Source organism: Sorangium sp. So ce448, from assembly GCF_051520915.1.
GTDB classification, from domain to species: domain Bacteria; phylum Myxococcota_A; class Polyangia; order Polyangiales; family Polyangiaceae; genus Sorangium; species Sorangium cellulosum_B.
The window spans coordinates 6,825,008-6,848,979 of record NZ_CP150343.1 but is presented as its reverse complement, the minus strand read 5'-3'; the positions used below and the strand labels follow the sequence as shown (position 1 = coordinate 6,848,979).

At 70.2% G+C, this 23,972-nt stretch carries 18 protein-coding genes; 9 read left to right on the top strand and 9 right to left on the bottom strand.

Annotated elements, in window-relative coordinates; genetic code table 11:
- Positions 1-80: 80 nt before the first annotated feature.
- The 3 genes from WMF45_RS25805 to WMF45_RS25795 all read right to left on the bottom strand — a co-directional run bounded on the left by WMF45_RS25805 (position 81) and on the right by WMF45_RS25795 (position 4,357).
- On the bottom strand, positions 81-1,733 hold the full coding sequence (locus WMF45_RS25805; protein WP_437719477.1) for a pyridoxal-dependent decarboxylase: 1,653 nt from the start codon (positions 1,731-1,733) through the stop codon (positions 81-83).
- A 465-nt stretch (positions 1,734-2,198) separates the two neighbouring features.
- Positions 2,199-2,735: a cupin domain-containing protein gene (locus tag WMF45_RS25800; RefSeq protein WP_437719476.1), complete on the bottom strand. Its 537-nt coding sequence runs from the start codon at positions 2,733-2,735 to the stop codon at positions 2,199-2,201.
- A gap of 542 nt (positions 2,736-3,277) precedes the next feature.
- Positions 3,278-4,357, bottom strand: coding sequence for an FG-GAP repeat domain-containing protein (locus tag WMF45_RS25795; protein ID WP_437719475.1), 1,080 nt, complete (start codon positions 4,355-4,357; stop codon positions 3,278-3,280).
- A gap of 444 nt (positions 4,358-4,801) precedes the next feature.
- Here WMF45_RS25795 and WMF45_RS25790 point away from each other — a divergent pair, with 444 nt between their 5' ends.
- From WMF45_RS25790 to WMF45_RS25780, 3 genes are all read left to right on the top strand, one after another.
- Positions 4,802-6,745: a GNAT family N-acetyltransferase gene (locus tag WMF45_RS25790; protein WP_437719474.1), complete on the top strand. Its 1,944-nt coding sequence runs from the start codon at positions 4,802-4,804 to the stop codon at positions 6,743-6,745.
- 141 nt (positions 6,746-6,886) lie between these two features.
- Positions 6,887-7,738 carry a polysaccharide deacetylase family protein gene (locus WMF45_RS25785; RefSeq protein ID WP_437719473.1) on the top strand — a complete coding sequence of 284 codons (852 nt, stop codon included), beginning with the start codon at positions 6,887-6,889 and terminating at the stop codon, positions 7,736-7,738.
- Between the two features lie 205 nt (positions 7,739-7,943).
- Positions 7,944-8,258, top strand: a complete 315-nt coding sequence (locus WMF45_RS25780; protein WP_437719472.1) for a hypothetical protein — start codon at positions 7,944-7,946, stop codon at positions 8,256-8,258.
- Positions 8,259-8,386: 128 nt separating this feature from the next.
- Here WMF45_RS25780 and WMF45_RS25775 read toward each other — a convergent pair whose 3' ends face one another.
- Positions 8,387-11,074 carry a cation-translocating P-type ATPase gene (locus WMF45_RS25775; protein WP_437719471.1) on the bottom strand — a complete coding sequence of 896 codons (2,688 nt, stop codon included), beginning with the start codon at positions 11,072-11,074 and terminating at the stop codon, positions 8,387-8,389.
- 258 nt (positions 11,075-11,332) lie between these two features.
- Here WMF45_RS25775 and WMF45_RS25770 point away from each other — a divergent pair, with 258 nt between their 5' ends.
- From WMF45_RS25770 to groL, 3 genes are all read left to right on the top strand, one after another.
- Positions 11,333-13,690: a PAS domain S-box protein gene (locus WMF45_RS25770; protein WP_437719470.1), complete on the top strand. Its 2,358-nt coding sequence runs from the start codon at positions 11,333-11,335 to the stop codon at positions 13,688-13,690.
- 89 nt (positions 13,691-13,779) lie between these two features.
- The gene (locus WMF45_RS25765; protein WP_437719586.1) at positions 13,780-14,652 is read left to right on the top strand and encodes a 2-oxo acid dehydrogenase subunit E2; all 873 of its coding nucleotides are present in this window, start codon (positions 13,780-13,782) and stop codon (positions 14,650-14,652) included.
- 163 nt (positions 14,653-14,815) lie between these two features.
- Positions 14,816-16,435 carry a chaperonin GroEL gene (gene groL, locus WMF45_RS25760; protein WP_437719469.1) on the top strand — a complete coding sequence of 540 codons (1,620 nt, stop codon included), beginning with the start codon at positions 14,816-14,818 and terminating at the stop codon, positions 16,433-16,435.
- 36 nt (positions 16,436-16,471) lie between these two features.
- On the opposite strand, the gene WMF45_RS25755 is transcribed toward groL, so the two are convergent.
- Both WMF45_RS25755 and WMF45_RS25750 read right to left on the bottom strand, forming a co-directional pair.
- On the bottom strand, positions 16,472-17,482 hold the full coding sequence (locus WMF45_RS25755) for a universal stress protein (RefSeq protein WP_437719468.1): 1,011 nt from the start codon (positions 17,480-17,482) through the stop codon (positions 16,472-16,474).
- A 184-nt stretch (positions 17,483-17,666) separates the two neighbouring features.
- A complete protein-coding gene (locus WMF45_RS25750) occupies positions 17,667-18,086 on the bottom strand; it encodes a CBS domain-containing protein (RefSeq protein WP_437719467.1) in 420 nt (139 codons plus the stop codon).
- 165 nt (positions 18,087-18,251) lie between these two features.
- Here WMF45_RS25750 and WMF45_RS25745 point away from each other — a divergent pair, with 165 nt between their 5' ends.
- Positions 18,252-18,749 carry a hypothetical protein gene (locus tag WMF45_RS25745; RefSeq protein WP_437719466.1) on the top strand — a complete coding sequence of 166 codons (498 nt, stop codon included), beginning with the start codon at positions 18,252-18,254 and terminating at the stop codon, positions 18,747-18,749.
- The gene (locus WMF45_RS25740; protein WP_437719465.1) at positions 18,746-19,423 is read left to right on the top strand and encodes a hypothetical protein; all 678 of its coding nucleotides are present in this window, start codon (positions 18,746-18,748) and stop codon (positions 19,421-19,423) included. Before WMF45_RS25745 ends, WMF45_RS25740 begins: the two co-directional genes overlap by 4 nt.
- A 179-nt stretch (positions 19,424-19,602) precedes the next feature.
- Here WMF45_RS25740 and WMF45_RS25735 read toward each other — a convergent pair whose 3' ends face one another.
- Together WMF45_RS25735 and WMF45_RS25730 are read right to left on the bottom strand one after the other, a co-directional pair.
- Positions 19,603-21,072 carry an RtcB family protein gene (locus WMF45_RS25735; protein ID WP_437719464.1) on the bottom strand — a complete coding sequence of 490 codons (1,470 nt, stop codon included), beginning with the start codon at positions 21,070-21,072 and terminating at the stop codon, positions 19,603-19,605.
- Entirely contained in the window at positions 21,038-21,469 is a 432-nt protein-coding gene (locus tag WMF45_RS25730; protein ID WP_437719463.1) for an archease, read from the bottom strand. The genes WMF45_RS25735 and WMF45_RS25730 overlap by 35 nt, the downstream gene beginning before the upstream one ends.
- A gap of 296 nt (positions 21,470-21,765) precedes the next feature.
- Here WMF45_RS25730 and polX point away from each other — a divergent pair, with 296 nt between their 5' ends.
- Positions 21,766-23,544, top strand: a complete 1,779-nt coding sequence (polX, locus tag WMF45_RS25725; RefSeq protein WP_437719462.1) for a DNA polymerase/3'-5' exonuclease PolX — start codon at positions 21,766-21,768, stop codon at positions 23,542-23,544.
- Positions 23,545-23,618: 74 nt separating this feature from the next.
- On the opposite strand, the gene WMF45_RS25720 is transcribed toward polX, so the two are convergent.
- Positions 23,619-23,891 carry a hypothetical protein gene (locus WMF45_RS25720; RefSeq protein WP_437719461.1) on the bottom strand — a complete coding sequence of 91 codons (273 nt, stop codon included), beginning with the start codon at positions 23,889-23,891 and terminating at the stop codon, positions 23,619-23,621.
- Positions 23,892-23,972: the final 81 nt, after the last annotated feature.

Here is a 23,972-nt window from a genome sequence, read left to right as displayed (position 1 = left end):
GCCCGGATCGGCGGGCTTCGCGCTCGAGCGCGTGAGAGCGCCCTCATCTGCGATCGGGCGAGGATAGTGAACGCGAGCGTTCAGTCCCGGAAGCCGCGCCCGTTGTGCGGTACGTGGAGACGCCTGCCGCGCGGGGCGGCGGCGCTGCCGTCGCTCGGCGGCGGGGGCACGGCGGTCTCTTGCTCCGGGAACGCGCCTGGCTGCGACAGATCTTCGATGAACGCGTCGATCAGCTCGGCGGTCACGTGCTCCATCGCGTAGATATGGTTGTAAGTCCGCTTCTCGCCCTCCACGTAGATCGTCTCGACCGCCAGCGTGTACTTGAATTCCAGCGCGGCGTTCACGGCCTTGAAGCGGATCGCCAGCGAAAGATGGGCACGCGCGACCCACAGATCCTGCCCGAGCCGGGCCTGGAGCTCGAGCAGCCGCCGGTGCGCGTACGCGGCGATGGACTCGGTGTAGAGCGCCTTGTCGACCTGGTCCTCGTACGAGCGGCGCGCCAGGTGGTCCCAGAGGACGACGGCCGACAGCCCGTTCCTCGACCCGGCGAAGGTCGTATCCGGCGATCCGATGTACTCCGGGACGCTGGGAGGGCGCAGCAGGTACTTCGTCCTCGTCATGTAGACGCCGCAGGGCCAGGGCGCGCCGATCCACTTGTGTCCGCTCATCACGATCGAGTGCACGAATGGCAGACGAAAGTCGAAATTGGGCCCTCGTTGGGCGATCTTGCCCGAGTGGTAGGCCATTTCGAGGAAGGGCATGTAAGCGGCGCCGAGCGCGCCGTCGACGTGGAACCAGTAGCCCGTACGGACGTCGTACTTCTCCGGCCTCCTGGGATCGCAGTGGACCTTGCGCTCGTCGAGCCCGTACCTGCGCAAGATCGGGAGAAGGACGTTGCCCGCCTCCTCCACATCGTCGTAGGCGCCCTTGAAGGTCGTCCCGTAATTGAAGCACACGAGGATCGGGTGGCCCTTCGACGCGAAGAACTCCACGAGCCTGGCGAGCGCGGCGATGTCGATGACGCCGGGGCCGCCGGGGCCGCCGACGGAGGGCACCTCTCGCGGCCAGGGTCGCCCTGGCGCGAGCGGGTTGTCGTTCGGATAGCGCGTGGCGCCGATCTCGTAGAATGTCCGGATGTCGAGGGCCTGCACCGCCTTGACGATGGAGTAGTGGGTGTCCTCCGAGTAGAACGCGAGAGGAGCGTAGGCGTTCGGGCTCTCGGCCGGCGCCTGCGCCTGCGCATAGACGAGGCGCTGCGGCGCCGCGCGGCGCTCGCCGCTCACATCGGCGCGCGAGGCGTCTCGCTCTTCTTCCGGCTCCTCGAGCAGGCACCGTCCTGACAGGTAGTCCCTGCCGCTCCACAGGCTGTAGAGGTTGCCCTCCGTCGACCCCATGGTCAGCACAAAGCCCCAGTAGGACTCGCCGTCGAGGCGATCGTGCGGCCAGCGCGCTCGCCACAGCGCGGCGTAGTAGTCGAGCACGGCGCGCTCTATCCACTTGACGTTCGTCGTGACCCTGCTGCCGCGGAACGGATCGCCGATGTTGTTCAGGTGATAATCGAGGAAGCGGCCAAGATCCTCCGCATAGCGGGGACGCAGGTTGGTCTGGTAGCCGAGGAAAGTCGCTTTTTGACGAGATTCATGCTCAACCAGCTGCCGGAGCGCCTCGGCGCGCTGCTCGGGCGACAGGCCCTGCCGGGAGAGACGGAAGGCCTCACAGTCGATTCCTCGCATCTCGGGGTACACGGCGCACGGGTCCGCGACGGGAGGCGTGGGGCGCGGAGCGCACGCGGGCTCGACTGCCGAGCTCGGGGCCGGTTCGTTCCCGGGGCCGGGCTCCGCGCCAGTCCGCGTCCTCCCCGTATCATGGTCTGCGCTCATGCCCGCTCCACCTCGCGTTCCGCAGCGCTGTCGATCCGTCAACAACGCATCACCGCGTATACGGTTGAGCCCGCCAGCAATGGCGTCAAGCGGTCGGGGGGGCGGGAATCTTCGCGATGCTCCGCCGGGTAGTGCTCAAAATTGAACATGAAGGCGGTAAGGCGGGAAGAAAATCATCGATGATCTTCCCGCCTTACCGCCTTCATGTGAACTCTCTTCGGGCAAAATTGAGCACTACCCGGGGCCGCCACAGGGAGCGGCGCCGCGCCGGCGGGGCGCAGCGCGCGGGGGGCCTCGCGGGCCATCGGGAGCACCGCTTCAGCGCGCCTGGCTCCGCCCAGGCTCATCCACCCGGCGGTTGAACTCCTGATTCTCGATGTCTGCCTCGGCGTCCGCCTTGGTCTGCTGGACCCGACCGTGGAGGTGGTTCGGCGGCGAGTAGATCGTGTAGATCTTCAGCGGCGTCGAGCCGTCGTTGACGAAGTTGTGGCGCACCCCGGAAGCCACGAACACCACGTCTCCCTGCCGGAAAGGCGTATCGACGCCGCGGATGACGGCGCGGCCGGTGCCCTCCGCGCAGAACAGAATCTGCTCCACCCTCCGGTGCTCCTCCTCGCCGATGTCGCCGCCCGGGGGGATGCTCATGAGCACGATCTGCATCGTCGCGCCGGTGAAGACGACCCGTCGATACGCCGTGTTGCTGCGCGCAGCTTTCAGGATGTCCGCGTGGTAGATGCTGCCGCTCGTCGCGGGCACGGCGGGCGGCGAGGCCGCCTGGCGGTGGGCGCACGCCGTGAGGCCGACGACCATCAGCCCTGCAACGAGAATGCTCCTCGTCCCTTGTGCATCGAACATAACCCCTCCCTCTCGGCGACGCCAACTCTCGGCGACGCCAACTTGCGTGCAGCTCGGGATCGGCAGGTGGCAGCGGCACAGGCCGACACCCGGAGCGCTCATGGGCAGCCTGAAGGCGGCCGTCCTTCGCAACGCGGCGCTTCCTCTTCGTGGAATGTAGTTCGACCGGCCGCGTCCGCCAGCCGGGCGGGATCGGCGAGACCGTCGCGAGCGGGAGGGGGATCGGGAAGAAGACGTAGAAAAAGAACGGGACGATCTCCGCGACGTTGCTCGTGAACACATAGCTCACGAAGCGGCGGATATCCTGCTTGATGGCCCGGCCTTCCTCGATGGCGGCCACACGTCATCTGGCCGGCGTGGACGTGGCCGTCGTCGGCGTACCGTTCTTTTGACCACCAGCGTCATGCCTGGCCGAGGTCATCGAGCATTGCCCCGCCGAGCCTCCCTGGCTCGACGACGGCGTGCCCTCGCTGTGTGAAGGAGGCCGTGAGCGACTGAGCCCGCGAATGGACCGCTCGGCCCCTCGGCGCCTGCGCAGGCGCTCACTCGCCCCCTTCCGGTCCCGAGAGCTCGGGCCCCGGCACGAAGAGCTGGGTGCTGTGCATCAGATAGACGGCCATTCGATTCGTCCCGGTCACCTGCCAGACTCCATCCGCCATGCCGTCGAAATTGGTATCGCCGGTGGTGCGCACTTCCCAGCTTTGGCCGGGTGGTCCAGGCAGCTCCGGCCCCTGTGCGAGGAGGTGAGCGCCGTTCATGAGCGACACGGCCATCTGGCTGATCGTTGGATTGCCCCAGAGCACGTCCGCCATCCCGTCGGAGTTGAAGTCAGCCGCCATGACGACGCGCCAGCCGTTGCCTGCCGGTCCCGGGATCGCCGGGCCCTCCGCGAGGAGCTCCGTTTCATGCAGGAGCGATACGGCCATCACGTTCCGATCGGGATTGTTCCAGAGCACGTCCGCCATTCCGTCGGAGTTGAAGTCGGCCATCACGATGCCGCTCCAGCCCGCGCCGCTCGGCGCCGGGATCTCCGGCCCGGCGGCGAGAGGGCGAGGGCCGTTCATCAACCATAGCATCATCAAGCTCCTGTCCGGATTGTGCCAGACGATGTCTGCCATGCCGTCAAAATTGGCGTCGCCCACGCCCGTGACAGGCTCAAAGGTGTCGGGGCGCGGGAATTCCGGCTCTCGCGCGAGGACGTGAGTTCCATCCATCAGCCATACGGCCATCAAGCTGCGTCCTGGGTTCGTCCAGAAGGCATCCGCCATGCCGTCGCCGTTGAAGTCGCCCGCCGTGGTGACGCCCCATCCCTCCCCAGGAGGCCCCAGGATGCTCGGTCCTTGCGCGGCGAGGCGGGTCCCGTTCAGGAGGGTGATGGCCATCAGGTTCTCTCCAGGATTGTTCCAGATGACGTCCTGCATGCCATCGAGGTTGAAATCGGCCGCCTCGACGATCCTCCATCCGGCGTCGTTTATCCGTTGTGCGGCGATGCCGACCGGCGGCGACGCGCAGTCCGCCGCTCCGGGCTCCGCCGGCGAGTCCACGCTCTCAGCGCAAGCCGCTGCGGCTCCGATGGCGGCAAACGCGCCCAGTAACGCTGCTTTCTTCCTGAAGAATCGCATGTTCGGCCATTTCGCGTGATGTGGGTGGTGTGCGGCCTTGACAGCCCGACGGAGGCTTAACCGGAGAGATCGGATTCGGGCATTCGGGCAGGCGCTCGCTCCGATGCCCCTTCGCTTCGCGGCATCTCGTGAGCGGCGCTCGGGGCCGCGTGCGTGGAATCCTCACCCAGCCCGGGCTCGCCGGAGCCCGAGGGCTCGACTGCTCTGGGCGCTGCAGCGGACCGCGCCGGCCGAGCCCGACGCGGTCCTGCGCTGGTCCTGGTAGCGGCATCGCCAGGCGCTGGCGCGCAGCTGACACTACCGACGCCCTGGCGCTCGGCCGCCGTGAGTACAACGCTGGCTCAGGGCATATCGCTCAGCCACGTTGAAGAGGGCGCCGTGCGCGCCAAGCTCCGACCGATGGTCCGCTCCTTACGTCACCAGGAGCACGGGAGAAGGCACACAATGCAGCAAACGGTCACGAATTGGCAAACGCGCTTCGCCGACAAGACCACGACCGCCGAGCGAGCAATCCGCGCGATCCCGCGGGGGCGCCGCATCCTCGTCGGCTCAGGCGCCGCGGAGCCGAGCGATCTCGTGAACGCAATGGTCGAGTCCGGCGACCACCTCGCCGACAACGAGATCGTCCACCTGATGACCGAGGGCCCCGCGCCGTACGTCCGCCCCGGTCTCGAGCGGCGCTTCCGTCACACGGCGTTCTTCATCGGCCAGAACGTCCGCGAGGCGATCCACGAAGGGCGCGCCGACTTCATGCCGGTATTCCTCTCCGAGATCCCGAATCTAATCCTGTCGCGCCGGGTGCGCATCGATGTGGCCCTCATCCAGGTGAGCCCCCCGGACGCTCACGGCTTCGTCAGCCTCGGCGTCTCTGTCGATATCGTCCGCGCCGCCGTCGACTCTGCGGATCTGGTCCTCGCCGAGGTCAACCCGCGAATGCCCCGCACCCACGGAGACTCGTTCTTGCACGTGGACCGGATCACCCACCTCGTCCCGGTCGACCGGGAGTTGCCTGAGCGCGAGGCCGAGCCGCTCGACGAGATCGACCGCGCGATTGGCCGCAACGTGGCGTCGCTCGTGCCCGACGGCGCCACGCTCCAGACGGGCATCGGCAAGATCCCGAACGCCGTCCTCGCCGCGCTCGGCGACAGGAACGATCTCGGCGTCCACACCGAGATGCTCTCGGACGGCATGATGGATCTCGTCGAGCGCGGCGTGATCACGAGCCGCAGGAAGACCCTCCTGCCAGGGAAGCTCGTGACGTCGTTCCTCCTCGGGAGCCGCGCCCTCTACGATTGGGCCCACGACAACCCCGTCATCGAGATGCGCGGGTCCGCCTTCACCAACGATCCGCTGACGATCGCCAGGAACGACAGGATGGTCGCCATCAACGCGGCCCTCGCCGTCGACCTGACCGGCCAGGTCGCCGCCGACACGCTGATGGGCCGCTTCTTCTCCGGCATCGGCGGTCAGGTCGACTTCATCCGGGGCGCCGCCCGGAGCTGCGGCGGCAAGCCCATCGTCGCGCTCCGGTCCACCGCGAAGGACGGCAAGATCAGCCGGATTCAGCCGGCGTTCGAGCAGGGCGCCGGCATCGTGACGAGCCGCGGGGACGTGCACTACGTGGTGACGGAGCACGGCGTCGCCGATCTCTGGGGCCGGAACATCCGGCAGCGCGCGCTCGCGCTCATCGAGATCGCCCACCCCGACCACCGCGCCGACCTCCTCGCCGCGGCCAAGCAGCGCCGCTACGTGTTCGTCGATCAGGTCATCTCGCGCGCGGATTACCCCTGGCAGGAGACGCGCGCCGCGCGCCTGCCGGCGGGCGAGGAGCTGCTCTGCCGGCCGGTCCGGCTCTCCGACGAGGCCGCGCTCCAGGACCTCTTCTATCGCCTCTCGGACGAGAGCACCTACCGCCGCTTCATGAGCCACAAGCGTGAGCATCATCACGAGGAGATGCAGCAGCTCGTGAACCTCGATTACGATCAGAACATGGCCATCGTGGCCTGCGCCGGTCCGGAGCGCGAGACCCTCATCGGGATGGCGCGATACGACGTCGATCCGAAGAACAACCTGGCCGACGTCGCCTTCGTTGTCCGCGATGAGTGGCAGGGCAAGGGGGTCGGCACCCTGCTCATGCGGCGGATGGCGGAGATCGCGAGAGCCCGGGGGATCTCGGGCTTCGAGGCGGACGTCCTGCTCACCAACAAGGCGATGATGCGGGTGCTCGAGAAGAGCGGCCTGCGCCTCTGCCTCGATCTCCAGGCCGGCGTTTACCACGTCACCGCCCACTTCGAGGCGGCCGCCGCCGGCGCGCCTGAGGCCGGCCCGAGCAGCTCCGCGCCGCGCCCCGAGCCTCAAGGCGCTCTCGCGCCCCGCTCGCCGTCATGAGGTCTGGAACGACTGACCCGGTGCTCCTCGCTCGCTGTCTCGGAAGGAGCGCCAGGCGTTCCCGGAAGGCGCAGCGCGCGCTGGTTTCTGCGGAAGGACGCCCGAGGCGCAGGTACGGCAGATGATACGGCGATCTCTGCTGTGGAGATCCTACGCACAGAGAAGGGCGGCGCGCGGCGCCTCCCGACGCGCCAAGGGCAAGCGGTGCTGGTCTGCGTCGGCGCGTGCCTCGCCGCCGTCGTCCTCGCCTCGGTCCTCCTGACAGGGGTTCGCCCGGGCATCGCCGTCGTGTCCCTCGAGTTCGACGACACCCTGGCAAATCAGTTCTCCGCGCGCTCCATCCTCGCCGAGCACCGGATGCATGCCACGTTCTTCGTGAACAGCGGTCGACTCGACCGGCCCGGCTACCTGACGGTCGCCGAGCTCCGCGCGCTCGCGTCCGACGGCCATGAGATCGGGGGCCACACCATCGCTCACGCGCGGCTGCCCGGGCTCCCCACCCTAGAGCAGCGCCATCAGATCTGCGATGATCGCCGCGCTCTTCGCGCGCTGGGCTTCGACGTGAGCGACTTCGCGTACCCCGCTGGCGCATACGACAGCGCCAGCGCCGAGCAGGTGCGCTCCTGCGGTTATGAAAGCGCCAGAGACGTTGGCGGGATTGGCTCGCCTCCATGCATCTTCTGCACATGGGCGGAGACCATCCCTCCGCGCGCCCCCATGGCCACCCGCACCCCCGGCTCCCTCCGTCGAGTTCACAGCCTCCCCAGAATCCAGGCTCTCGTCCGCCGCGCGCAGCGGGTTGACGGATGGATACAGCTGATCTTCCACCATATCTGCGACGCCTGCGACGACTACAGCATCTCCGCAGAGGACTTCTCCACGCTCCTGGACTGGCTCGCGAAAGAGCGCGAGGCGGGCCGCGTCGCCGTCCTCACGGCGCGGCAGGTCATCCGCGGCGCGACGCCTCCGCCCCGCAGGCTGGCTGCGGAGTGAAGGCGGCCCTCCGATGCTGGCCGGGGGCGACCTGCGGCCGCCTCCACCCCCGCGGCTCCGGTCGCCGCCTCCTGCTCACGCCGGGGCTGCCTCTCCCGGGGGACCCGCGGGTGCACCACGTTCGAGATGGAAGCTGACGCTCCCGACAGCGGCGGGCCCGGGCTCACCTCGGGCGTCATCACATCACTCGGATGGGGAGGGAATCATGAAGAAACCCATGGCGATGCTCATGGTGGGAACTTCTGCCGTGGTGCTCCAAGGGCACGCCGCCGCGCAGATGGACGATCCGGAGATGACGGACGTGGACAGCGAAGCGCTGACGGCGGAAAACCCGGGTCTCGAGCTGTGCATCAAGCGGTGCAGCGAGGTGAACTACTGTAGATTTCCTGGCCCTCCCCCTCATTCCCCCTTCGGCAACCCGGCTGCTCTCGCAGCCTATCGGGTCGCTCTTGCAGCCTATCGGGAGTGCGTGAACCGCAGGAGTCAGTGCGAGGTGCACTGCTACAACATTTTCAGCTGAACTTCTTCTGTGCATCCATGGGCTACGAATACCCCATCGACTGGGATTGGACCCAGAATGGCCCACCGACCGATCACGGCACATGGCGTTTCGAAGCAAATGGAACAGGTCGATACTGCGAAACCTGCTCATGGTACTTTACACGCGTCCGCTGCTACCGCCACTGAAGCAGGGCCGCGCGCCACCACGACGCGCCGCAGCGCATCGACGAGCACCATCGCCGCGGCGCCCCCGGGCAGCCAGAGGAGCCACGCCGGCCCCACCGGGGCCATCGCAAACATCCCATTCAGCCCGGGCACATAGAGCAGCGCGACCGCCAGCGTAACCTCGATCGCGAGCCCCGCGGCCGCCCACGGGTTCGACCAGAACGCGAGCCGCTTCCGTAGAGGCCCGTCGCGCTGGGCGAACAGACACCCTATCTGGCCCGAGACGATCCCGACGAAGGTCATCGTCGCCGCCTCCCGCTCCAGCGCACGGAAGGGCTCAAGCGAGTCGAACGGCCTCCAGCCGTGCGCCCAGTGAAAACCGAAGTACGCAACAGTGCCGAGCAACGCCTCGACGGCCCCGTAAAGGAGAAAGGTCCGCAGCGCGAGCTCCCGGGTGAGGATCGGCTTGCGCGGTGGCTCCGGAGGGGCGAGCAACGTCGCGGGCGACGGCGGCTCCACGCCGAGCGCCAGCGCGGGGAGCACGTCGGTCCCGAGATCGATCGCGAGCACCTGCACGATCGCGAGCGGGAGAGGGATCGGAAAGAAGATGTAGAGAAGGAACGGGACGAGCTCCGCGACGTTGCTCGTGAACACATAACTCACGAAGCGGCGGATATTCTGCTTGATGGCCCGGCCTTCCTCGATGGCCGCCACGATCGTGGCGAAGTTGTCGTCGGACAGGATGATGTCCGCCGCCTGCTTGGCCACCTCCGTGCCGCGCAGGCCCATGGCCACGCCGACGTCGGCGGCGCGGAGCGCGGGGGCGTCGTTCACGCCGTCGCCGGTCGCCACGACCACCTCGCCGGACCGCCGCAGCACCTGCACGACCCGCAGCTTCTGCTCCGGCGTCGTGCGCGCGAGGCTCGCGCCGGCCTGGAGCAGCTCGAGCAGCGCCCGGTCGTCCATCGCGTCGATCTCGGGCCCCTCGACCATGCGGTCCGCCGCATCCAGCCCGACGGCGGCGGCCACGGAGCGCGCCGTCGCGGGGTGATCGCCCGTCAGGATCACGACCCGCACGCCCGCGCGCCTGCACGCGGCGATCGCCGCGGGGACCTCCGGCCGCGTCGGGTCGTGCAGGCAGGCGAGGCCCAGGCACGTGAGCGGGCCGCCGGCGTCCCTCGCGGCGAGCAGGAGGACGCGCTCGCCGCGCTCGGCCGCGCCCACCACCGCCTCGTCGAGGCCCGCGGGCGCCGGCGCGCCGGTCAGCGCGACGACCGCCTCGGGCGCCCCCTTCACGAAGTCCCGCGTGGCGCCGCCTTCCGCGCACGTCACGGCCATGTAGCGCCGGCGCGCATCGAACGCGGTGTCCGCGATCCGCGGCCGCCGGGCGCGCGCCTCGGCCAGGTCCACGCCGCCGGCCGCGGCCCAGCGCGCGAGGGCCACGTCGACCGGATCGCCCTCGTAGTCGCCGCCCGCCGGCGCCGGGCGCGCGTTGTTGCACAGCGCGGCCGCGAGCCGCGCCGCCTGTTCCGCGTCCGGGGGCGCGCCGCGCGCGGGGATGAAGCCGCGCACCGAGAGCGCGTTCTGCGTGAGGGTCCCCGTCTTGTCCGTGCAGATGGTCGTCACCGACCCGACCACCTCGACCGCCGAGAGGCGCCGCACCGGAGCCCCGCGCGCCGCCATGCGCTGCGCGCCGATCGCCAGCGAGACGCTGAGCGTCGGGAGCAGCCCCTCGGGGACGAGCGCCACGATCACGCCGATCGCGAACGTGAGCGCGCCGAGCGGGCCGACGCGATGAAACGCCTGCGCGAGCACGAGCGTCGCCGCGCCGGCGATCACCGCGATGGCCGCGGTGACGTGCGAGAGCTGCGCGACCTGGCGCTCGAGCAGCGAGCCCTCGCGCCCGCCCTGCTCGAGGAGCCTGGCGATCTTGCCCGCCGCGCTCTCCGCGCCTGTCGCGAACACGAGCGCCTCGCCCGCGCCGGTCACCACGGACGCGCCGCTCGGGAGCAGGCTCGGGAGCGCGAGCTCCTCCGCGCCGCGGCCCTGCGAGGCGATCGGCGCGGCGTCGCGATCGACCGGCGCCGTCTCGCCCGTGAGCATCGAGAGGTCGAGCGAGAGGCTGTCCGCGCCGACCAAGATGCAGTCGGCCGGCACGATCTCACCTGCCGCGAGCCGGACCACGTCGCCCGGGACGAGCTCGCGCGCGGGCACACGCCGCTCGATGCCTGCCCGGACGACGCGGGCGCGCACCGCCACACGGCGCATCAGGCTGCTCACGACCTGCTCGGCGCGGTGCTCCTGGATGAACGCGAACGCGCCGTTGAGCACGACGACAGCGATGATGGCGAACCCGAGCTCCGGGGCGCCCGCGGCGAAGGCCAGCCCGGCGCCGAGCCAGAGCAGCAATGCGAGCGTATGGGTGAGCTGCGCGAGCAGCGTCCGGAGCGGACGTGAACGCCGGGGCGGCGCGAGCTCGTTGTCGCCGTGAGCGAGCCGCCTCCTCGCGGCATCGACGTCCGTCAATCCAGTCGGATTGGATCGCAATGCCTGAATTCGCCCCTCGACGGAGAGCGCGGCGAGCTCCGACGGGTGGCTGCGCGGCTGAGTGCCGGTGTCGTGACACGGCTTTGCCCGTCCGGCCGCGACGACAGAAGACGAACGACTCACTTCCGCGGGCCTCGGCCACGGAGTAAGCAAGTAGCAAGCCTCGGGTCCGCCCCTCGATGGTCGGAGGGCCACCTGCGCACTGGACATGCGCTGACGAGAGCGGCCGGGGCGACCTGCTCGCGGCACTGGACCGAGGTCCTGGCGCCGGCGAGCATGAACAGATCGAGATCCGGAGAGGGTCATCCCTAGGGGCCTGACCGTGTTGACCATCAGGCGGCGTGGCTCTCGTGCAACAATCTGCTGACCAACGCGAGGACCATGGTGTCGACAGAAGAGCTCGATGCGCCGACCGGCCGCGGCGAGGAGGTCGCCTCCATCGTCTCCCCCTGCCAGGGCGGGTGCCGCGAGCCGCACCCTGCGCCGGGCGAGCTCGTGAAGCGCGCTGCGCTCCGCATGGCGCGCGCAGTCGATCTGAACGAGCTTTCCGGGCTCCTGCTCGACCAGGCGATGGAGCTCGGCGCGCGCGCTGCCTACCTGCTCCTGACCTCCGAGGACACCGGCGAGCTCGCGATCCATTCCCATCGCCACGTACCCGCCGATATCCGTCTCTGCCTCGCGCGGGTGGAGCGGAGCGCGCCGCTGCTCGATGCGTGGGCGGCGAGCTCCGGTCGGGTTCAGGTGATGAGCGATGTGCGCTCGCTCGATCGGGGGCCATCCATGACGCGTGAGCTCTGCGCGCCCTTCGATCTCTGGATCTGCAGCAGCGCCACGGCCGAGTGGGAGAGATCATCGGCGCAAGCCCCCCGCCCGCGCGGGCGACTCCAGGCGGTCCATCGAGACAGGACGCCGCTGCGCCTCGCGGAGCTCTGCGAAGACGAGCGCTTCGATGGCTTCTCTCCCGAGCACCCGCCGCTCAAGAGCTTCCTCGGCATACCCCTCCTCCAGGGTCGGCAGCTCGTCGGCGTCCTGTACCTTGCCAACAAGATCGGCGCCGCCGCGTTCACCGAGGAGGATGAAGGCGCGGCGGCCTTGCTCGGACAGCACGCCGCGCTCGCGCTATCACGGGCGCGGACCTCCGGCCGCATGGCCCAGGAGCTCCGACGCACAAAGCACCTGGAGAGGGCGCTCCGCGAGAGCGAGCAGCGCTTTCGAGCCATCTTCGACGAAACCCTCCAGTTCGTCACCCAGCGCAAGCAGACGGAGCAGGCGCTCCGTGAGAGCGAGGAGCGCTTCCGGCTCAGCTTCGAGCACGCGCCCATCGGCAAGGCCATCATCGGGCTCGACGGACGGTTCATCCGCGTCAACCGCGCCTACTGCGAGATCGTGGGCTACGCGGCCGACGAGCTCTCGAAGCTCCGCTTCCAGGACATCACCCACCCCGACGACGTGGACATCGACGTGAGCTTGGTCGAGCAGCTGCGCCGCGGTGAGATCCCGCGCTATCAGCTCGCCAAACGCTATATCCACAAGGACGGAAGGGTCATCCCCGTCATCCTGCACGCGTCCGTCGTGCGCCGCGCGGCCGGCGAGCCCATTCACTACATCGCCCAGGTGGAGGACGTGACGGCGCGCAAGCGGGCCGAGGAGGAGCGGGAGCGCCTGCTCGCGCAGCTGGACGCCGAGCGGAGGACGCTGCGAACCGTCTTCGAGAGCGCGCCCATCCCGCTCCTGCTCATCGATCGAAACGACCCAGTGCGCATGCTCGGCAACCCGCACGCGCGAGATCTCACCGGGGGCGCGGAGGAGCGGGGCAAGTACGTCGGTCGCGTGCGGCGCCCGGACGGCACGGCCCTCACAGTGGACGAGCTGCCGTCGAGCCGGGCGATGCGCGGCGAGACGATCCCCGGCGAGGAGGTCATCGTCGCCAAGACGGACGGCTCGTGCCGGACCTTCCTCGTCGCCGCCGCGCCGCTCCGCGACAGCGCGGGGACGATCACCGGGGCGATCGTCGCTGGCGAGGACATCAGCCCGTTGAAGGAGCTCGCGCGGATGCGCGAGGAGTGGACCAGCGTCATCGCCCATGACCTGCGTCAGCCGATCACCACGATCGTCCTCAAGGCCGCCATGCTCTCGAAGCAACCGCAGTGCAGCGACAAGGCGCAGCACATCCTGGCCAGCGCGATGCAGCTCAACCGGATGATCGACGATCTGCTCGACGTCTCCCGCCTCAAATCACATCGGCTGGATCTCAGGCACGTCGAGGTCGACCTGCCAGCGCTCATCCGGGCGACGGTGGAGCGGACGGCCGACGCGACGAGGGGACATCGGGTCGACGTCGAGGTGCTCGACGGCATCCCGCCGCTCCTGGCTGATCCCGGGCGCCTGGAGCAGGTGCTCACCAACCTGCTGTCCAACGCGGCCAAGTACGGCGCGTCCGAGACGCCGATCAGGATCGCGGTGGAACGGCGGAGCGGCGAGGTGCTCGTGGCGGTCGAGAACGAGGGGAGGGGCATCGCGCCGGACGAGCTGCCGAGGCTCTTCGCCCGCTATTACCGGACGCGCGAGGCGAAGGCAGGAGGCGCCGCCGGGCTGGGCCTCGGCCTCTACATCGTGCGAGGGCTCGTCGAGGCCCACGGGGGGCGGATCTGGGCCGAGAGCGCGCCCGGGAAGACGACCTTCCGGTTCACGCTGCCGCTGCGGCAGCGCGCCCAGTCTGCAGACCGGAAGCCCTGGTAACACCCCGGCGCGGCGGGCGAGTGCCCGCGCCACAAGAGGAGCCGGAGCGCGCAGCACGCCCTGGCCCGAGCCGTGCAGCCATGGAGCCCATGGCCGGGTGGATCAAGCCCAACCTCGATCTCGTGCCCAAGCAGGAGATCTCCAGCTTCCGCAAGCTGGCGATCGGCACCTGGCACACCGCATACGATCCATCGGTGTACGGCACGCTCACCCTGCGCATGGATCGCGCGCTCGACTACATCAAGGCGTTCCGCAACAGCACCGGCCGCCGGCTCACGGTGACACACCTGGTCGCCAAGGCCTGCGCCGAGGCGCTGCGCCGCTGCCCCGACGCCAATGCGATCTTGCGCTGGAACAAGGTCTACCTCCGGCGCGGCGTCACCGTCTCGGTGCTGGTCGTGCAGCCGGCCGGCGGCGACGGCGAGGTGGATCTCACCGTGACCACGATCGAGCGGGCCCATGAGAAAAATCTGGTTCAGATCGTCGACGAGCTGGACCGGACGATCGAGCGCGCCCGCCATCGGCGCGACAGGGCGGTGGAAGAGACGAAGCGCGCGATAGGGCACATCCCGTTTCTCTTCATGAACGCCTTCCTTCGCCTGCTCTCGTTCGTGATGTACACGCTCAACCTGGACCTGTCGAAGCTCGGGCTTCCGCGCGATCCGTTCGGCGCGGTCACGGTGACCAACATCGGCTCGCTCGGCCTGGAGAAGGCCTACGTGCCGCTCGTGCCCTACACCCGCACGCCGATCCTCGTGGTCCCGGGCGCGGTGAGGGACGAGCCGGTGGTGGAGGACGGCAAGGTGGTGCCCGGCAAGGTCATGCGCGTGAGCGCCACGTTCGATCACCGCTTCATCGACGGCTTCCACGCGAGCGTGCTGGCGCGCACCGTGCGCGAGATGCTGGAGGACCCGTTCCGCTGCTTCGATCGGCTGGATGCCGAGATTTCCGCTTCTCGCTGACACACATCACGGGCGCCGGCGCCGCGGGCGCAGGCGAGCCGTCGATCTCTCGGGAGACGACGATCGGAGCGCGCGACCGGCACCCGACAGAGCAGGCCCTGAGGTTGCATCCTCGACGGAGGCCACAGAAGGTCGGCCGCGCTCGTCCAGGAGGTCTTCCGCGATGCCCCACAAGCAACTCCTTTTCCACGCCGCTGCTCGCGAGAAGGTCCTGCGCGGCGCCACGGCGCTCGCCGACGCGGTCCGCGTGACGCTCGGCCCGAAGTCGAAGAGCGTGCTCATCGGACGCGCGTGGGGGCGCCCCACCGTGTGCAACGATGGTGTCTCGATCGCCAAGGAGCTGAGCCTCAAGGACCCGGAAGAGGACGTCGGCGTGCAGATCATCCGCGAGGCGGCCGAGCGCACGGGCGACGCGGTCGGCGACGGCACGACGACCTCTACGCTGCTGGCTCATGCGATCTTCGCGGAGGGGCTCCGCAACATCGCCGCGGGCGCGAGCGCGATCGACCTCAAGCGCGGCATCGAGCGGGGACTCCACGCGGCCGTCGACGCGGTGCGGTCGCTCTCCCGCCCTGTGCAGAGCCGCCAGGAGAAGATCCAGGTCGCCACGGTCGCAGCGCACAACGACGCGGCCATCGGCGAGCTCATCGGCGACGCGGTGGAGAAGGTCGGTGGAGAGGGCGTCATCAGCGTCGAGGAGGCGAAGGGGACAGAGACGGCGGTCGAGGTCGTGCAAGGCATGCAGTTCGACCGCGGGTATCTCTCGCCCTACTTCGTGACGGACCCGGAGCGCATGGAGTGCGTGCTGGAGGAGCCGCTCATCCTGATCCACGAGAGGCGGATCAGCGTCATGAAAGACCTGCTCCCCCTGCTCGAGGAGGTCGCAAAAGAGGGGCAGAGCTTCCTGCTCGTCGCGGAGGAGGTCGAGGGCGACGCGCTGGCCACGCTCGTCGTGAACAAGCTGCGCGGCACGCTCGCGTGCGTCGCGGTCAAGGCGCCCGGCTTCGGAGACCGACGCAAGGCGATGCTCGAGGACATCGCGATCCTGACAGGGGGACAGGTGATCGCCGAAGAAGCAGGGGTGAAGCTGGAGCACGTGACGCGGGACCAGCTCGGGCGGGCGGCGCGGGTCGTCGTGAAGCAGGAGAACACGACGATCATCGGCGGCGCCGGCGACGCGCACGCCATCCAGACGAGGGTCGAGCTGCTCCGGCGGCAGAGGAGGGAGGCGAAGAGCGACTACGATCGCGAAAAGCTCGAGGAGCGCCTGGCGAAGCTCGTGGGGGGCGTGGCGGTCGTCCGGGTCGGGGCGCCGTCCGAAACGGAGATGAAGTCTCGGAAAGAGGCTTTTGAGGACGCGATCAGCGCGACCAAGGCGGCGGTGGTCGAGGGCGTCGTGCCCGGCGCGGGGCTCGCGCTCCTGCGCGCGAGCGTCGCGGTGGAGCACGAGGAGCAGCGCTGCGACGGCGACGAGCGCACGGGCGTGCGCATCCTGCGCCGCGCGCTCGAGGCCCCGACGCGGCAGATCGCGGACAACTCCGGCGTCGACGCCGGCGTCGTCGTCGAGCGGATGCGCGCCGGCAGCGGCAATCTCGGGTTCGACGCGGCGAGCGGCGCGTACGTCGATCTCGTCGAGTCGGGCATCATCGACCCGACCAAGGTGGTGCGCGTCGCGCTCGAGAACGCCGTGTCGGTGGCGAGCGTGCTGCTCCTGACGGAGGCGACGTTGACCGATGTGCCCGAGCCGGCGAAGGAACGGGCGGCCGCGCCCTCGCTCGAATGAGCGGCGCCATCAGCCCTCGCGACGAGCCGCCGAGGTTCAGCGCATCTGATAGCGCCCCGTCTTCTCCACGGGCTCGATGCAACCGACGACCGCGCCGCGCGCCCCCACGTAGGCCCGGTGGCCAAGCCTGTCGTCGGCGGACGCCTCGGACGGGCGGGGCCAGGCGTCCTCCTCGGCGAGGGACGCCAGCCGGTCGTGGATGCGCCGCAGGCCCTCGACCGCCTCCTGCGCGGTGAGCTCACGGAACACCCCGAACACGATGACGCTCTCCCAGTCAGCGAGGCTCTGGATGTGGTCGACCTGGAAGCAGACCTCCGGATTTTTACGCATCATCCGGACCTTGGTCCCCTCCGCCGAGCGCAGGTAGAGGCGGCCTTTCTCGTAGGCGTAGCTCATGGGCACGACGTACGTTCGTCCTTCGGCGTGGCAGCCCAGCCGGCCGAAGGCGCCGCGCTCGAGGAGCGCCTCGATCCGCTCCGGGCTGAGGGGGCCCGCCGCAGGGGCCTCCGGAGGGCCCCCTCCTGCGCGCACATCGAACATGCGGAATTGGGCTCGGCACGCGGCGCAGAACTGGTACTCCGAGCGCACGCCGCAGCGCAGGCAGCGAAACCGCGAGGCGTACGGCGGCGGACCCATGATCACCCCGGTCCCGCGGGCTTCCTTCTCCGGGGGCACCATCAGCACGGGGCAGCTCGAGGTCCGCGCGACGCGCTCGGCGACGCTGCCCATCAGCACGGCCGTGGTGCCGGTGTGCCCGTGGCGGCCCATCACGATCAGCTGGACGTCGTCTTCCTCAGCACAGCTGACGATCTCCTCCGCGGCAGATCCCACCCGGACGAGCGGGACGATGCGAACCCCATCGCCGAGCTCTGCGACGACGCCGCGCAGCGCGTCTGCCGCGCTCGGCTGTGCCTGCGCGGACGCTGCGACGTGGAGGATCCGGAGCTCGGCGCTCCAGGAGCGCGCTTGTTCCAGGGCGACCCTCACGGCCGCGGCCGAGAGCTCCGAGAGATCCGTGGCGGCCAGAATCCGCTGCACAGGCTGCATGCTGCCCCCCCTGCGGGTCCATGTCCCATCGCCGTGGGACCGGCTTTGCGTGTCGTATCCACCAATCGTAGCAATTCGTAGCAATCGCCGTGCCTGCCTCACCCAACCCGCACCTCCTGCTCTCGCGGCGTCCGCGGCGCAGCGGGTGGCTTCAGCGTGTCCTGCGCGCGAAGGAGGCGACGGGTCACTCCTCCTCGAGGAGCCCGCGAAAGACGTCCACATAGCTGACGATGCCGACCAGCGCACCTTCTCCGTCGACGACTGGGAGCGCGCCGATCTTGTTGTCGAGCATGAGCTCCATGAGCTCGGTCACGTCCGCGTCCGGACTGGCGCTCACGACATTGCCGCTCATGATCGTGGACACCGGCCCGCGGGCCTTCCGCAGCGCCCTGTCGACCACCGCGGTGTCCTCCGAGTAGGGCAACTGGAGCGCGCGCAGGTCGCGATCGCTGAGCATCCCGACCAGCTCACCCTGCTCGTTGACGACCGGCACGTGGCGGAAGTCCATCGTCTGGAGCACGTCCACCGCCTCGCCGATGGGGTCGCTGACCCGCACGGTCCGGGGGTTCTCGGTCATGAGCTCGGCGGCGCAGATCTTGGGCAACGGCATCTCCTCCGCGCTTGAGGCAACTCGCGGACCAGCGGATCCTGCGATGAGCCGCGCCGCCGGCGTGAGCCACATGGTCTCTCCCTTGCAACTCGGATGGGGCGACGACCACCCCTATGCAAAGCGCGGCGAGGGAGCGGACCCAGGGCGCGTCGACTGCAGGTGCTATCACCGTCGGCCCTCATCCAGCAGTCGGGCGGCGGCACCGGCTTCTCGTTCTCTCGCGTCCGGCCGAAGGACGCCCCGGTCGCCTCCACCGGGGGAGCGGCCTCCGGCCCCGTGTCGTTCATGAGGATCTTCGACTGCGCGACGGACAGCATCAAGCAGGGAGGGAGGCGCCGCGGGGCGAACATGGGCGTGCTGCGCGTCGATCACCCGGACGTCGAAGCGTTCGTCGATGCCAAGCTCGACGGGCAGAGCTTCTCCAATTTCAACCTCTCGGTGGCCATGACCGACGCCTTCATGGAGGACGAACGCGCGGATCGCCCCCATCCGCTGCGCCATCCTCGGACGGGCGAGATCGTTCGAACCATCCCGGCGCACGGTCTGTTCGAGCGCATCGCGCGCGCGGCCCACCGGAGCGGCGACCCGGGGCTCTTCTTCCTGGATGCGGCCAACCGCGCCAACCCGACGCCCGCGCTCGGCGCCTTCGGGCGGTGAGCACGGCCGAGGAGGTCATGGGCTTCATCGCCGAGCGCGCGCTCGCGACGTCGGAGGAGCTCGCCGTCGAGCGCGGCCAATTCCCGGCCTGGGAACAGAGCGTCTTTTCGGCGCGCGGCCGGCGGGTACGCAACGCCACCCTCACCTCGATCGCCCCGACGGGCACGATCAGCCTCGTCGCGGGCGCCTCGGCGGGCATCGAGCCCCTCTTTGGCCTCGTGTTCCGGCACACCGGCGTGCTCGGCGGGCAAACGCTGGTGGAGGCGAGCCCTCTCTTCGAGCCGCACGCGCGCGAGCTCGGCGTCTGGTCCGACGCGCTCGCGGCCGAGCTCGCGGCGAAAGGCTCGCTGTCCGCGATCGCCGGCGTTCCACGCGCCATCGTGGAGCTCTTCCGGACGGCGCTGGAGATGAGCCCCGAGGCGCACCTCCGGATCCAGGCGGCATTCCAGAAGTACGTGGACAACGCGGTCTCGAAGACGATCAACCTGCCCGAGACAGCTACCGCCGATGACGTCGCGGCCGCGTACCGGAGGGCGTGGGAGCTCGGGCTCAAGGGGGTCACGGTGTATCGCTACGGCAGCAAGGATCGGCAGGTCCTAGAGCGCGGCGCGCAGGAGAGCGCCGCGGCGATCGAGCACTTCGCGCGCTGTGATCCCGCCGCGTGCAAGCTGTAGACAGGCCGGGAGGGCCCCGTGAGCGCGCGCGTCGGCAGGATGGAGGCCGGCCGCCCAGACGGCTCGGAACCGCGCAGCCGAAGGCGGTCCCGAGCGTCTCTCGTCGTGCGGCGCGCCCGGCGCCCGTCGACGACTCCGCCTCTCGAGATCGGCTCGCTGCCGCGCGGGCACGCCGGGCCTCACCCCTTCACGACGCCCATCGGCCGGAGCCGCGCGACCTTCCGCGCGATGCCCGCGCGATGGACGACCTCGACGACGCGCTCGACGTCCTTGTAGGCGACGGGCGCCTCCTCCGCGAGCTCGGCGTTCGAGGGGCAGCGGACCACGATGCCGCGCCGTTCGAGCTCCTTGCGCAGCTCGTGGCCCGTCACCTGGCGCTTCGCCGCGCCGCGGCTCATGGTCCTGCCCGCGCCGTGGCAGGTGCTGCTGAACGACACCGCCGCCGACGCGTCCGTGCCCACGAGGACGAACGAGGCCGTCCCCATGCTGCCGGGGATGAACACGGGCTGGCCGAGCCCGCGGTAGCGCGCGGGGATCTCGGAGCTAGAGGGCCCGAACGCGCGCGTCGCGCCCTTCCTGTGCACGCAGACCTCGCGGCCCGCGGCGCGCTCGATCTTCGCCGTGTTGTGGGCGACGTCGTAGACCAGGGCGAGCTCCCCGTCGCCCAAGACGCGCGCGAACACGCGCCGCGCCGTCTCGGCGATGACCTGCCGGTTGGCGAAGCCGAAGTTCGCCGCGGCGCACATCGCCGCGAAGTAGCGGCGGCCCTCCGGCGAGGACAGCGGCGCGCAGGCGAGCTGGCGGTCCGGCAGCTCGATGCCGAGGCGCCCGGCCGCCTCGTCCATCAGGCGCACGTGGTCGGCGCACACCTGGTGACCGAGGCCGCGCGACCCGGTGTGGATCAGCACGGCGACGCGGTCGCTCGCGAGGCCGAGCCGCTCCGCCCCGGCCTGGTCGAAGATCTCCTCGACCACCTGGACCTCGACGAAGTGGTTGCCGCTGCCGAGCGAGCCGAGCTGACCGCGGCCGCGCTGCTTGGCGCGCGAGGAGACGTGCGTCGCTTCGGCCCCGGGCAGGCAGCCGCCCGACTCGATGGCGTCGAGATCTTCGGGCCGACCGAGGCCGTGCGCCCGGAGGAGCCAGGGCACGCCCTCGTTGAGCAGCCGATCGAGCTCGTCGTCCGACAGCATCAGCGGGCCGCCGTGCCCCGCGCCCGTGGGCACGCTGCGGCTCAGCTCGTGCACGACCGCTTCGAGGTGCGGCGCGATGGTCGCCCGGTCGAGGCGCGACACGAGCAGACGGACACCGCAGTTGATATCGAAGCCGATCCCGCCGGGGGAGATCACCCCGTCGGGCAGGAGCGTCGCGGCGACGCCGCCGACGGGGAAGCCATACCCTTCGTGCATGTCCGGCATGCCCAGCGCGGCGCCGACGATGCCGGGGAGGGTGGTGACATTGACGAGCTGCTCAAGGCTCCGGTCGCGCTCGATCGCCGCGAGCTGCTCCGGATCCGCGAACACGCGCGCTGGGACGCGCATGTCGCGGCGGTAGGAGGTCGGTATCTCGTACTCGAAGGGGCCGAGCCGCGTGAGCGGGATCCCGCGGGCGGGCGCCTCAGACGTCGAGGACGATGGCTGCGGATACGCCATGAGAGGTCTCCGTGATCTCGAGATCGTGCAGCGTCGCGGCCTTGACCAGCGCCCGCGCCTCTGGAGCTCGCGCGCCGCGGATCCAGGCGTCGAGATCGCGATCGGTGAGGCGCGTGAAGCGGAACTCGCTGAAGACCCTGCCCTCGACCTCGGTGCGGAAGATGAGGTCGTTCAGCCAGTCGACGAGCAGGGCCGCTCGATCGTGCGACCGCAGGCTGACCGGCTGGGCCTCGCCGTCGGGCGAGGGCGGCGGCCGATCGCCGCATGCTATCCGGGCGAGCGCGCGGCCCGCCTCGGCGAAGAGCTCCGCGAGCGCGGGGGCGTCGACGCGGAGGCGGATCTCGCCCGTGTGCTCCTCGAAGGCGTGCGAGGCACCAGAGGTCGGACGCGGCGTCACGGGCGGATCACCTCCCCGGACGAAGCATGGTCGCGCCGACCGCGCTGACAAGGTGGCGGCGTGAGCTCGGGGTTCGGCCAGCGCCGAGGTCGCGAGCGCGCCGTGCTCCTGTCGCGCAGAGGGCTGTCGGCCATGCCCCTCTGTCGCCACGGTAGATACCGGATGAACGGCTTCGGGGTTACTCGTCCGTGATCGGCCCGGCGCGCTCCTCGCGCGGCAGGCTCGGGCAAGGGCGCTCGGCATCTGCTGACGGAAGACGAGCTCCGAAGGCTGGTCCAGGCGTGAACGGGGGACACATGGAAAACTTCGATATTGCTCGCATTTTCGAGGAAGTGGCGGATCTGCTCGAGATCCAGGACGAGAGCCCGTTCCGCGTGCGGGCCTACCGCACCGCGGCGCGCACCCTCGCGGCGCGCGGCGAGCCCGTGGCGGCGCTCGTGGAGCGCGAGGGCGCGGGCGCGCTCACCGAGCTGCCCGGCATCGGCAAGGATCTCGCGGGCAAGATCGTCGAGCTCCTCGAGACCGGCGAGCTGGCGCTGCTGAAAGAGCTGACGGCGAGGACCCCCGAGAGCCTCGTCGAGCTGATGCGGATCCCGTCGCTCGGGCCGAAGCGCGCGCGCCTTTTGTACGACAGGCTCGGCATCGAGACGGTCGACGCGCTCGAGCAGGCCGCGCGGTCGGGTCGCCTCCTCGGCGTGCGCGGGTTCGGTGAGAAGCTCGCCGCGACGATCCTCGACGGCTGCGTGAAGCGGCGCGCGACCGCCGGGCGCGTGCGGCTCGCGGACGCCGAGGCGCAGGTCGAGCCGCTGCTCAGGCACCTCCGGGCCGCGCGCGAGGCCCTGGCGGTCGAGGTGGCTGGCAGCCTCCGGCGCCGCAAGGAGACGGTGGGCGACGTCGACATCCTCGTGTCCGCGAGGCAGGGCGAGCCCATCGCGGCGCGCCTGATGGCGTACCCGCAGATCAAGCAGGTGCTCGCCCACGGCGCGACGAAGTGCTCGGTCGTCCTGCGGTCCGGGCTCCAGGTCGACCTCCGCGTCGTGCCGCCGGAGTCCTACGGCGCGGCCCTCCACTATTTCACCGGCTCGAAGGCCCACAACATCGCCGTCCGCACGCTGGGCGTGGGTCGCGGGCTGAAGATCAACGAATACGGGGTTTTCCGGCGCGACCGGCGGATCGCGGGCCAGGCGGAGGTGGACGTCTTTCGCGCGGTGGGATTGCCCTGGATCCCGCCCGAGCTGCGCGAGGGCGCCGGCGAGATCGAGGCCGCGCGCGAAGGGCGGCTCCCCGAGCTCGTCGAGGTCGGCGCCGTCCGGGGTGACCTCCACGTGCACACGACGTACACCGACGGACGCGACGAGCTCGAGGCGATGGTCAGGGCGTGCGCGGCCCGCGGGTATGACTACGTGGCCATCACCGACCACACGCGGGCGGTCCGCGTGGCGGGCGGGCTCGACGCCTCGGGGTTCCGCGGGCAGGCTCGGGCCATCGACAGGCTCCGCCGGACGATCGGCGGGATCACGATCCTGCACGGGGCCGAGGTCGACATCCTCGAGGACGGCGAGCTCGACCTCGACGACGCCACGCTGGCGGCGCTCGATTACGTCGTCGCCAGCGTGCACTCGAAGCTCACGATGCCGGAGCCGGCGATGACGCGCCGTGTTCTCCGCGCGCTCGAGAGCCCGTTCGTCACCGCCCTCGGCCACCCGACCGGGCGCCTCCTCGGCAAGCGTGAGCCGTACGCGCTCGACATGCCGCGGATCGCGCGCGCCGCGCGAGAGCTCGGCGTGCTGCTCGAGATCAACGCTCAACCCGAGCGCCTGGACCTCTGCGACATTCATATCCGCCTCTCGCGAGAGGCGGGCGTGAAGCTCGTCGTCGCCACCGACGCGCACGCCGTGGGAGAGCTCGACTTCATGCGCCACGGGATCGATCAGGCGCGGCGGGGTTGGTGCGCCGCGGCCGACATCGCCAACACCGCGCCTCGCGCGGAGTTCCTCGAGCTCATCCGCAGGCGCAGGCGCGCGGCGACCGCCGCCCCGGCGTCGCGCCCGGCCGGGAGCGCTGCCAGCGCGTAGGCGTCGGGAGCGAGCCCGAGGCCAGCAGGCCCACCCACGCCGCGCGGGGTGCCGGTGCTTCCTGGGCGTGCGCCCTACCGATCGAGCCCCTTGTCCTCGCACACGTGGCCCCGGTCCAGAGGCTCGCCGTGCTCCTCTTCCCGCGGCTCTTCGAGCGCTTCCGGGGAGAGGCCCTCGTCCCCTGCCTCACCCGCCCGCGCCTCCTCCTGCCCGCTGCCCGCGGCGCTGTCGGCTACGTTGCCCTCCCGCTCGGTAGGCTCCTGCAGCTGCGCACCTCCGCCGGGCCTGCGCGGCTTGTTCGAGCCGCCGGCCGGTGCCTCTCGTATGCTTGCTCGCTTGGCGCTCATCGCTGCTCCTCCCGACGCAGTGCGCCAGGTTCTCGCTGTCCGAAGGCGATCGAGGGAGACCTGGTGACGCGACGCCTCGCT

Excerpts from the sequence above, each read along its gene's own strand:
- WMF45_RS25805 (WP_437719477.1), bottom strand. The coding sequence starts at position 1,733 with ATGCGAGGAATCGACTGTGAGGCCTTCCGTCTCTCCCGGCAGGGCCTG.
- WMF45_RS25800 (WP_437719476.1), bottom strand. The coding sequence starts at position 2,735 with ATGTTCGATGCACAAGGGACGAGGAGCATTCTCGTTGCAGGGCTGATG.
- WMF45_RS25795 (WP_437719475.1), bottom strand. The coding sequence starts at position 4,357 with ATGCGATTCTTCAGGAAGAAAGCAGCGTTACTGGGCGCGTTTGCCGCC.
- WMF45_RS25790 (WP_437719474.1), top strand. The coding sequence starts at position 4,802 with ATGCAGCAAACGGTCACGAATTGGCAAACGCGCTTCGCCGACAAGACC.
- WMF45_RS25780 (WP_437719472.1), top strand. The coding sequence starts at position 7,944 with ATGAAGAAACCCATGGCGATGCTCATGGTGGGAACTTCTGCCGTGGTG.
- WMF45_RS25770 (WP_437719470.1), top strand. The coding sequence starts at position 11,333 with ATGGTGTCGACAGAAGAGCTCGATGCGCCGACCGGCCGCGGCGAGGAG.
- WMF45_RS25765 (WP_437719586.1), top strand. The coding sequence starts at position 13,780 with ATGGCCGGGTGGATCAAGCCCAACCTCGATCTCGTGCCCAAGCAGGAG.
- groL (WP_437719469.1), top strand. The coding sequence starts at position 14,816 with ATGCCCCACAAGCAACTCCTTTTCCACGCCGCTGCTCGCGAGAAGGTC.
- WMF45_RS25755 (WP_437719468.1), bottom strand. The coding sequence starts at position 17,482 with ATGCAGCCTGTGCAGCGGATTCTGGCCGCCACGGATCTCTCGGAGCTC.
- WMF45_RS25735 (WP_437719464.1), bottom strand. The coding sequence starts at position 21,072 with ATGGCGTATCCGCAGCCATCGTCCTCGACGTCTGAGGCGCCCGCCCGC.
- polX (WP_437719462.1), top strand. The coding sequence starts at position 21,766 with ATGGAAAACTTCGATATTGCTCGCATTTTCGAGGAAGTGGCGGATCTG.
- WMF45_RS25720 (WP_437719461.1), bottom strand. The coding sequence starts at position 23,891 with ATGAGCGCCAAGCGAGCAAGCATACGAGAGGCACCGGCCGGCGGCTCG.